The organism is Flavobacterium sp. ENC (assembly GCF_020991415.1).
In the GTDB taxonomy this organism is placed as follows: Bacteria; Bacteroidota; Bacteroidia; order Flavobacteriales; family Flavobacteriaceae; genus Flavobacterium.
On record NZ_JAJMOY010000010.1, the window covers coordinates 63,219 to 72,993 of the forward strand.

The 9,775-nt window shown below is 41.6% G+C and carries 11 protein-coding genes; 1 reads left to right on the forward strand and 10 read right to left on the reverse strand.

All coding sequences use genetic code 11. From position 1 onward, the window contains the following. Positions 1 to 767: 767 nt before the first annotated feature. Genes LPB89_RS19560 through LPB89_RS19605 form a run of 10 tightly spaced genes read right to left on the reverse strand, consistent with a single transcriptional unit; the run spans position 768 to position 8,552 of the window. Positions 768 to 1,178: a GPW/gp25 family protein gene (locus LPB89_RS19560; RefSeq protein ID WP_230703334.1), complete on the reverse strand. Its 411-nt coding sequence runs from the start codon at positions 1,176 to 1,178 to the stop codon at positions 768 to 770. Positions 1,179 to 1,180: 2 nt separating this feature from the next. After that, positions 1,181 to 1,471 carry a PAAR domain-containing protein gene (locus LPB89_RS19565; RefSeq protein ID WP_127339440.1) on the reverse strand — a complete coding sequence of 97 codons (291 nt, stop codon included), beginning with the start codon at positions 1,469 to 1,471 and terminating at the stop codon, positions 1,181 to 1,183. Positions 1,472 to 1,475: 4 nt separating this feature from the next. After that, complete coding sequence (gene vgrG / locus LPB89_RS19570) at positions 1,476 to 3,221, reverse strand: type VI secretion system tip protein VgrG (protein WP_230703335.1); 1,746 nt, start codon at positions 3,219 to 3,221, stop codon at positions 1,476 to 1,478. Continuing rightward, entirely contained in the window at positions 3,221 to 3,904 is a 684-nt protein-coding gene (locus tag LPB89_RS19575; protein ID WP_127339442.1) for a LysM peptidoglycan-binding domain-containing protein, read from the reverse strand. The genes vgrG and LPB89_RS19575 overlap by 1 nt, the downstream gene beginning before the upstream one ends. A gap of 1 nt (position 3,905) precedes the next feature. Next, complete coding sequence (locus tag LPB89_RS19580) at positions 3,906 to 4,064, reverse strand: DUF5908 family protein (RefSeq protein ID WP_230703336.1); 159 nt, start codon at positions 4,062 to 4,064, stop codon at positions 3,906 to 3,908. Positions 4,065 to 4,066: 2 nt separating this feature from the next. Further along, on the reverse strand, positions 4,067 to 4,513 hold the full coding sequence (locus tag LPB89_RS19585) for a phage tail protein (RefSeq protein ID WP_127339443.1): 447 nt from the start codon (positions 4,511 to 4,513) through the stop codon (positions 4,067 to 4,069). A gap of 2 nt (positions 4,514 to 4,515) precedes the next feature. Then, positions 4,516 to 4,944, reverse strand: a complete 429-nt coding sequence (locus tag LPB89_RS19590; protein WP_230703337.1) for a phage tail protein — start codon at positions 4,942 to 4,944, stop codon at positions 4,516 to 4,518. 30 nt (positions 4,945 to 4,974) lie between these two features. Continuing rightward, positions 4,975 to 7,092, reverse strand: a complete 2,118-nt coding sequence (locus LPB89_RS19595) for a phage tail sheath C-terminal domain-containing protein (protein ID WP_230703338.1) — start codon at positions 7,090 to 7,092, stop codon at positions 4,975 to 4,977. An 18-nt stretch (positions 7,093 to 7,110) separates the two neighbouring features. Then, positions 7,111 to 7,953 carry a hypothetical protein gene (locus LPB89_RS19600; RefSeq protein ID WP_230703339.1) on the reverse strand — a complete coding sequence of 281 codons (843 nt, stop codon included), beginning with the start codon at positions 7,951 to 7,953 and terminating at the stop codon, positions 7,111 to 7,113. Beyond that, positions 7,950 to 8,552 (reverse strand): DUF4255 domain-containing protein, encoded by a 603-nt coding sequence (locus LPB89_RS19605; protein WP_230703340.1) that lies wholly within the window; start codon positions 8,550 to 8,552, stop codon positions 7,950 to 7,952. Before LPB89_RS19605 ends, LPB89_RS19600 begins: the two co-directional genes overlap by 4 nt. Before the next feature lie 763 nt (positions 8,553 to 9,315). Between LPB89_RS19605 and LPB89_RS19610 the strand changes: the two genes are divergently transcribed. After that, entirely contained in the window at positions 9,316 to 9,771 is a 456-nt protein-coding gene (locus LPB89_RS19610) for a T9SS type A sorting domain-containing protein (RefSeq protein WP_230703341.1), read from the forward strand. The last annotated feature ends 4 nt before the right edge of the window (positions 9,772 to 9,775 follow it).

A 9,775-nucleotide genomic window follows, 5' to 3' on the forward strand; every position in this document is an offset into this window, starting at 1 on the left:
AACTTACAAGCATAGCTTTACTTTTTTCCCCGCAGACCGCAATTTTTGCCACGCCTGACAGCTATCATGATAAAGGATTTCAACAGATTAAAAATCTGCCTGATCTGCTAAATCTGCGGGGAAAAATTACTCTCGCAGATTTGGGAGATTTTGGAGATCATAAAATCATTCTAATCGTATAATCTGTGGCTAAATATTTTAGCACAAAGTTTGCCTTATCAGTTGTCACCCTGAGCGGAGTCGAAGGGCGTTCCAATTGGCACACGGAGCTTCGGGCTTCGACTTCGCTCAGCCTGACAAACGGCTTCGCTCAGCCTGACAATCGGCTTCGTTCAGCCGGACAGTTTTTTAGTCACCCTGAGCGGAGTCGAAGGGCATTCCAATTGGCACACGGGGCTTCGGGCTTCGACTTCGCTCAGCCTGACAATCGGCCTCGTTCAGCCAGACAGGTTTTTAGTTGTCACCCTGAGCGAAGTCGAAGGGCGCTCCAATTGGCACAGGGGGCTTCGGGCTTCGACTTCGCTCAGCCTGACAATCGGCTTTGTTCAGCCAGACAGTTTTTTAGTCACCCTGAGCGGAGTCGAAGGGCGCTCCAATTGGCACACGGGGCTTCGGGCTTCGACTTCGCTCAGCCTGACAATTGATTTCATTAAGCCTGACAAATATTGAGTTGCTCATCCTGGCAATTGACTTCGCTCAGCCAGCCAGACAGTGATCAATAACAATTTTCAACTCACAACTCACAACTCACAACTCACAACTCAACACTAAATATTAGTCCCTTCCTCCTTATAAAAAGGATAAACCATATTCGTCCTTGAATTCGTTGCCCGTATTTTATAATCTAAAACCACTAATAATTCGCCGTTTAAATCATCTCCCTGGCTGATATCGATTTTCTCTACATCAATGCGGGGTTCGTGGTATAAAATGGCGGTTCTTATTAATTCGGACACAAAGGTTTTTAGTGTTCTGTTCAGCGGATTAAAAAGCAGTTCCTCCATATTGCAGCCGTATTTAGGCAGCATAATGCGTTCTCCTATTTTGGTCGACAATAAAATTTCGAGACTGCTCTTAATATCCTCCTCATCAGAAATCATTACAACCGCATTTGTTGTTTTCTTAAATTCGGGTGGAAAACTCCATCCGGTTCCCAAAAAAGCTTGTTCACTTTCCATAATTAACCTATTAAAACAGTTGCTAATCCCGCTACGATTGTTCCGCCATGTGCGGTGGAATCTCCCATTCTGGCTGCAGGTTTCCCGCCAATCAAAACCGTTGAAGAACCCATTGCTATGCTGTCCGGAGGACCGCTGCACGTCGCCATATCCCCGACACAGGCTGCCGGAACTCCGCCAATTAAAACAGTGGGGACGCCTGCAGGTAAAATCGGGCCCCCCACATGCGGAACGGTTGCTGTTACCATTGGGCAAACATGCATGTCTGAAACTCTTGCGGCCGGTGCTCCCATAATTTTAATTTATTTGTACAATACTTCCTTTTAAAATGGCAGTGGCTCCTGATGATACTTCTGCGCCTGCACTTCCTTCTGCCTTAAATTGTGCGGTGGCACTTACCGAAACATTGGTCCCTTCAATTTTTACATCTCCGGTCGCTTTTAATTCAATGTTTCCGGCACTTTCCATTTTGATGCCCTTGCTGTCGATGGTGATGACGTTCGAATTTTCATCTTCGATAATAATGACCCCTTTGTCTTCATCAAGCGTGATTTTTTTCCCCGCAGGAGTTTCAATTCCGATTGATTTTTTTTCATCGTCAAATACCACCTTCATTTCGCTCCGAGTTACAATTCCTTTCTGGTGATTGGCATCGGCTGCTGTTATCGGAGCAGGTTTTCCACTGCTGTGAAGCATTCCCAAAACGATGGCGTTATTCGGATCTTCATTGATAAAACCGATGATCACTTCATCTTCAATTTCAGGCCGGAAAAAGAAACCCCTGTTTTCCCCAGCGTCAGGAGAAGCTACGCGGCACCAGATGCCCTGTTCTTCATTATTGATGATCGGAATCTTTACTAAAATCCTGTCTTCTCCATTGGGGTCACTTTCGAGCTGCGTTACAATTCCGGTGTGCAGCCCTTTTATGGCGGGAATGATTCCGGAACCGGTAGGCGTATGGATGTCGAATGTTTCAGAGAACCATTCCGGATTCAATCCGAATTGTGCGTCGATTGTCCAGTTTCCTTCAGAGATTTCATGAAAAACCCCGGTGATGTACGCTTTTCCGTTGAACCGGTCACCAACGCCTTCGAGTGTAATGATGGTGTTGGGTTTTACGGCAGGTATTCCCTGAAATTTTACCCTTCCGCGGATTTTTGATAATTGCTGAAAGAGCAGCTTGGCATCAGCCCAATCCTGAAGTTCCACATCCGATATATTGCCGCCATGACGCAATTCGAGGTTTTCCAATTCGATGGTTTCGGCCAGATCTGAAGGGCTTAAATTTCCGTTTAAGGAAACAGCCGGATCATTCGCCTCAATTTCTACCAGTTCCTGATTGCTGTAATCCCAGCTGTACGAAGACACTTTCGCGAATTGGTTTCTGGCATCTATCTCAGCGTCAAAGTCCAGTAAACTGGCTCCGAAAGTGACTGTTTCAACAGACGCAGCTGTTACATTGGGTTTGCTAATGGTGATTTTGCCATTCTCCACAAAACAAAGTTTACCGCTGGCCTGTGCCCGTGACACTATAAAATCCCAATCGGAGGTATTGTACTGAACCAGTTCTTTGTGACTGAAATTGGTTGCTTCTACCTCTTTTTCCAATCCGTACGCATCAATAATTTCCTCGAAAGCCTCGCTGTCTTTCACATCATAGAAATATTTGCTCTTTCTGCCGATGGTCAGTTTTACAGCTTCGTCTTTGCATTCGATAATCAGCAGTGAAGCACCGCTTTTTATTTTGATGGAATGCTTGATGACAATGCCTTTGTAAATCGTTTCTTCATCGTTGTGATAACCGGCCGTTATTTCAATTTTTTTACCCGGAATTAACAGATCTTCATTACTTAATTTAAAATCCCTTTCAGAAGCTTCCCCGTCTGTCAGAATAATTTGGGCCATAGGAATCCGGTTCACCTCATTTTGTACCACAATATTTTTTACCTGATAGGTTTTAGATAATTCCTCCCCTTCAATTAAAATTTTATGCGTTACTAAATCGGCACTTTTACTGGTTTGTATGACTCCGCTGTTGTTCATCAGGATTGTTTTTGTAAGGGTGGGAAAAATAGTTTTTGCCCGGTTTTTAGTTTTCTGAAATTGACAATGTTATTAACTCTGGCCACTTCCAGATAATACTTGGAATCGCCGTAGATCTTAAAGGACATCAGAGGTAATGTATCACCTTCGGTTACCGTTCTGTAATGGGTCAGGTCGGGTGATTTATTGTTTTCTTTTGCAGCCCTTAAGTTATCCTCTACAAAACCCTGGAATTTTCCTTTTGCAATCGCCCTGATCGGGGTACCGTCGGGTTTGAAGAGTTTGAATTCCACGTTCATTTCGGTCATGGCTCCCTTAAAGAGCAGCGTTCCCCAGGAAATAATCAGGTAATTGGGCTTGTGCTCGTCGCCGTTGTAATCCAGGATGACTTTCTTGAATTTCTCAATGTCATCAATGATTCCGTCGTCAGAACTGGCATAGCCGTTAATAACTCCCGAGCGGTCAAACACGAAATCGAGTTCCAGGTTTTCGGGTAATTTTTTATTGAACTTCGGAGAAACCGTACTTGTACCGGCCGCCTGAGTGTCATCGGTTTCAATCTTATAGTGATAGGTGTACTTCTCCGGATTCATTAAAGTGGAAAATTCACCATCCGCAATCTTGTTGTTAAATTCCGGATCACTATACGCAACCACCTTGAGTTTTTCTAATTCACCAGCCATGTCAGCGTTCTTTTTTACGTTCTATAATTTTCATTACCTGTTCTACACATTCGGCTACCGGATCGTCAACCTGGCTTTTTGAAGCTTTGGCCTGAGCATTTGGTTTTGATCCTTCGTCGACGTTTATCCTGATGTGAAGCTCTTTTATTTCTATCGGCATGACTAACTTTTTATTAAGGTGAAATAATTGTAGGTAAGCTCAAAGTTTTCGACAACGAGCTTACTTTCTTCAGCATTAAAATCCTCAACGGCCCATTTTATGGGATAAGCATGCACTACATTCCATGAAACCAGAGGCTGATGTTCCTCGTCCAGCAATTTGATGGTCAGGTTGACCGGCTTAAACGAGAAGTTTTCAATGGCATCCCGACACCAGTCGATAACGGCAGAATCAATCAGCATTCCCCTTTTTAAAGTCAGGTTTGGATATTTGGTCTTGACCGGAAGTTTGTGTTTGAATCTGTTTTCACCACCTTCGGCTATCTCTTCAGTTTCAATATCGACAGATAAACCGGAAACCGATTGAAACTGATGGTCTTTTGCCTGCGAGCCAAGACCTTCAAATTCAACTAAAAAGTGAAAACCGACAGGTGGATAATAGTTAGCCATGATTAATCATTTTGGATCGATAAACCTTCATGAACCAATTCCATTGATTCGATAGCCACTTCGTTTCCGTCGGCTTTCAGATCAGTCGACTGCACTTTGGCCGGCCAGGCATTTTTTACTTTCCAGGTAATCACCGGTTCGTGTTCCTCGTTCAGAAGTTTGATGGTAATGTCCCTTCTTTCGATGGTATTTAGCTTTACCGTATTCCACCAGGCGTAATATTCATTATCGCTTTTGAAAGTGCCTCTTTTCATCGTAATGTTAGAGAACTTCTGCATGCCCGGCATCTTGATTTTGCTGTACTCCGGACTTGCGCCCTGACGGTACTCGATCACTTCAGTTTCTACATCTAATCCGGAGACCTCTGTAAAACCTATTTTTGTTCCGCCCCAGTCTACTGAGAAATGAAACTTTGATAATGGATAACTCATGATTTATATTTTTTTATGTTGATAGATTAGTTAAGATTCCTGCATTTTGTGAGAGAAACGAAGGATGATAAATTCTGCCGGACGCACGACTGCCATTCCGATTTCAATAATCATCCGGCCTTCCAGAATATCCAGAGCCGACATCGTCTGACCCAGTCCGACCCTTACATAAAAAGCCTGTTCCGGTTTGGCTCCGGCCAGGGCCCCGGCTCTCCACTGAAGGATTAAGAAATTCTCAATCATGGCTCTGACTCTTATCCAGGTATTGGCATCATTCGGTTCAAATACAAATTGTTCCGTTGCTTTTTTGATGGATTCTTCGGCCATGTTGAAGAAACGTCTCACCGGTACATAACGCCATTCGTTGTCATTACCCGCCAGGGTTCTTGACCCCCAAATCAAGGTTCCTTTACCTGTAAAACTTCTGATGGCGTTGATGGATTTACCGGCTACAGTATCAACATTTAAATTATCCTGATCGCCATTTGTTATTTTTAGCGTTGGTTTGATCACATAATTGATTCCCACATTGGCAGGCGCTTTCCAAACCCCTCTGTTGGAGTCTACACGGGCATAGATGCCTGCTACGGCGCTGCTTGGAGGCAACGTAAGAGGAAGTGCTCCGATTTCTGCTTTTATGGCATTGTACGATTTGTTGTCCAGGCCTTCAATGTCCCCCAGATAACGACCGTTCATGGCGCCGTTGTTGGTGTCTTCAGAATTAATAGCATTAATTTCAGCTTTGATATCATTCACTAATGCAGTCAAAGTTTTACCCGGCAATGGTTTATTAAAGACATCCGTTCCGATGGTCAGGGTGTCATCCGGTAAATTAAGAATAGAAGCCGGGACAGAAAATTTAAATAATTTGTCAAGCTCAGCCACTACATTGTCTACAACGGTACCCAATGCTGCGGTTGTTTTAGCGGCAAGCGCTTTTGCTCTCAGGTCATCCAGGGCTGTTTTTACACTTTCAATTTTATTTGGACCTTCAAATAAAGTTGTAAATTTTGTCAGCGCTGCAACAAGAGGAGCTTCAGCACCGGGATTATCATCTTTAACAGATGCTATTACCGAATTGGCTGCGTTTTCTATTGTTTGTTTATCGGAAATTAATAAACCTAAATCGGCAGTTAATTTAGTCAGCTTGTCTGCAAATCCATTTTTTAAATTAAGCGCATAATTGGCAGGCCCGGCAGCAACATTAAAACCGGCCGGATTAGGAGAGTCTATAAACAGAAGGACATTCGCTATTTTTCCTTCGATAGTGTCATCTGCGGGAGTTCCGCCGGCATTACTGATACTGACAAGATTGGAAAGCGTTGTCGGAATGGAGGCTAAGGCCTTATCAACATCGTTTGATGCTGTGCTTATCGCATCAGGAACATTCGTAACATGATGGATTAAAATATCCTCTTCGTTGTATCGGTAATCCAATATGGTTTCCAGGTACGGATAGTAGGCCGCCCCGTATTTCAGATAGTCCTTGTCCAAAACGATTTGATCTCTCAGGGCAGCAGCGTCTTCTGCAATATCATCAGAAGCATAGGTATCAATGATTGTAAAACGATCCTGCATATCATGGCATTGTGTCAAAGCATCACCATACAGCGCATAAAAATCAGCTTTACTCAATGCCTTTGCATCCGGAAACAGAATCAGCGTTGGTTCGTCTTCCCCTTTTAACAAGTCAAGACCATTTTTTAAGCTTTTTCCATTTATTACGTCCATAAAGGAAACGGTATTTTGATTGCCATTCACGTCTTCATATCTGTCAACAGATACAATATAACAAGGTCCGCCTCCATTTGCAAAATACATTTGAAGAGCATAATACATCAAAAAAGGCTTAGGGTCACTGGGTTGGTTCACTACAATTTTTCTGTCCGTTAAAACATTGTCAGTGACTTGATCTGTAATCTCTACAGATATAGAGTCTTCAGGATACGCAAACCCGAAATACGTTTCATAATCCAGTAAAGAAGTAATTCGGGTAGGAACCCTGTCTAAATCGTTCTCGATTTTTTTAACAGCTTTTTCTGTGTAGCCAATAAAAGCGGGAATTGCTGTTTCGACCTGAGCAACAGAAGGAGGGAACTTTACGATTTCCTCAATATATACGCCAGGTGTTTTGTAAGTTGTTGCCATAATTGATTGTTTTAATTATTAAATAAATATTTCCGAATAATAATCACCATCCTTTTTTGTTATTGATTTTACCGATGGATTAGGATAGTGAGTGTCTGCTAATTGAGCGGGAATTAAGTCTGTAACCGGATCAATTTCAACAAAACCCGAATAGGTCAGTGGCTTTGCCGTTTTGGTTTTAATTTCGGTTGCCGCTTTCCTGTCGATGTATTTCCACAGCGTTTTCCGGTTATCAAAATGAATCTTAAAATTGGGACTCAGCATTTTGCCCGCGCTGGTTACAATATTCTTAGCAGCGTTATCGGCTTTCATGTTCAGTGACAGCAGTCCGAAGACACCACGGCTTTCTGCCGTATGGAGCTCGGATAAGAAATGTTCAGTTGTTTCTTCTGATACTAAAAAATCATTTGAAATCAGGATATTCTCATTGAATTTCGGAAGGTATTGAAACGTTACCGGTTCAGTGGAAGGCTTTACGTTACTGAATAAAAACATTTGGTTCAGTACAAATTCCAGATCGGTGTAATGTTCAAACTGAAAGTCCTTTATCGCGATTATAAAATCCAGTTTCAAATCGGGAGGAACACTGATGTAGGGATCGGTTTCATCGTTTTCTTTTACTTTAATATAGAGCCTGAATCCCGTTTTGGTAGGCTTAAATGCCATTTTGTAGTTTCGTATCCGGGTGCTCGTTTCTACCGTTGGGGTTATGATGGCAAAGGAATCGTAATTGAATTTTTGCAGCATCTTTTGCTTATCTGCTGTCGACATGCCCGCATAAGCAGCCTCACCACTGTTCAGGAAATAATTGTGCAAAAATGTTACTTCAAATAACAATCCGTATGTAAGATTAAAACTCATGACTGCTCTTTTGTTTTGGTTATACCTTTGACTTTGCTGATCAGTTGTCCTTCGCCCTGAGGGATATTGCGTTCGATTTGTATCATGCTTACTTTGTACAAAGCCGACGGAAATTGTTTGCCGCCTAACGTTCCCCAGATATAATTCAGCTCTTCAAAAGTGGGCGTATAGAGCTCCACCGAAAATCTGAAGTTGTCAATATTGGTCATGGCCACATTATTTCGGTTGTAAATAGTATTGGCCTGAGTAAAAAGCTTTTTGCCCTGAAAAAAGGCTATGATTTTGGAAATATCATTAAGCGAATTGATGTATTTATTTCTGTTGGCACTAAAAAGCAAATACAGGTTTAGATTAATGACACTGTTTTTATAAATGGTTTTGGAGTTTTCAACTGTATGATTCGGAAAGTTCTTTAAAGTACCTTCCTCATCCAGATTGATTAAAGTCAGCGCTACTTTATCTTCTAAATTGGCAGAGACGATTTCGTTTTGGGATTCCAGTAAAGCAATATTTTCGGCCACAACGGTTTTATCCAGTCCGATTTCGTCGAGATAGTTGTTTACTTGTTCCGTAATTATCTGAATAACTTCAAAAATCATCTTATGACAGGTTTTAATACATTTAATAGTATTGTTAATCAAGCAGGTATTTTTGTTTTTAAAAACGACATCCTGTTTATGACAGCATCATTTGAATCTGCTGACGGATGCGATCTAAGGCTTAGATTTTAAAATAAAGAAGTGGGGGGCTTCCGGCGTGCTTTCAATTGGTACTATATCGAGTGCTAATTGAATTGTCGAAGTTATACAAACGAGCAGGTATTATAAAAGGGGAAAAACACCCTTTTTTTTAAGGTTAAAATACTGATTATTAAATAGTTGTTGTGGCTCTGCATTTTGTTTTATTTTGAGGAATAGAGGAACCTGAGCAGTTGTAAAGACTATTAAAACGGTAATAAATAGTTTTGTTTTTGATTTGAAATTATTGCATTCACCTGAATGTAAAGGTTCTAAAAACAATGAATTACATACAATAACTCCACGGATTTGTCATTCCGGGGCACGAGGAATCACATGCGCAAATCACGTACTGTTGGCGAATACCGTAATGCGATTTACTTCGTCTGTTCGCTATCGCTCGAGTCTCCTCTGTAGAAATGACAAGTCATACCCTGAATCTCTTCAAAAAAATCAAGGCAATGTTTGCTTTAATTGGCTTCTACCCATTTTTAATACACCATTTGTTCAAAAATACCCAGTTTCCGGTAGCCTGAAAAAATCACGGAAAGTGGGTATTGCGTCATTTTTATTTTTAAGCTTATTTCGTACAGTTAAATACTTTTTTTAAAAATAAATCTTATATATGAAAAAAGAATTACTACTTCTGGTATTCCTCGTTTGCTTACTCTCTCATGCACAAACCCCTAAAATTGTATTCGAATATGATGCTGCCGGCAATCAGACAAAAAGGTATTTGTGTTTGCAATGTTCGTCGGCAACGGGCAAAAGCGATCAGACAAAAGAAGCCGTGGCTTTGGTGGAGGAAAAGATAGTACCCTTTTCATCGGAAGAGGCTGTTTCTTATTATCCGAATCCCGTCAAAGAAACATTGTACCTGACATGGAAACAGCAGGACCATAATGCGGTGAACTCTGTTCAGGTTTTTTCTTTTTTAGGACAGGTTTTAGGAACCTATTCCGTCGGCTCAGGTGTCCATGAACTGAATATCCCTTTTCAAAATTACTCCGGAGGAATCTATATCGTAGCGCTTTACTACAGCAATGGTTCTCAAAAATCAATTAAAATTATCAAACAATAACGAT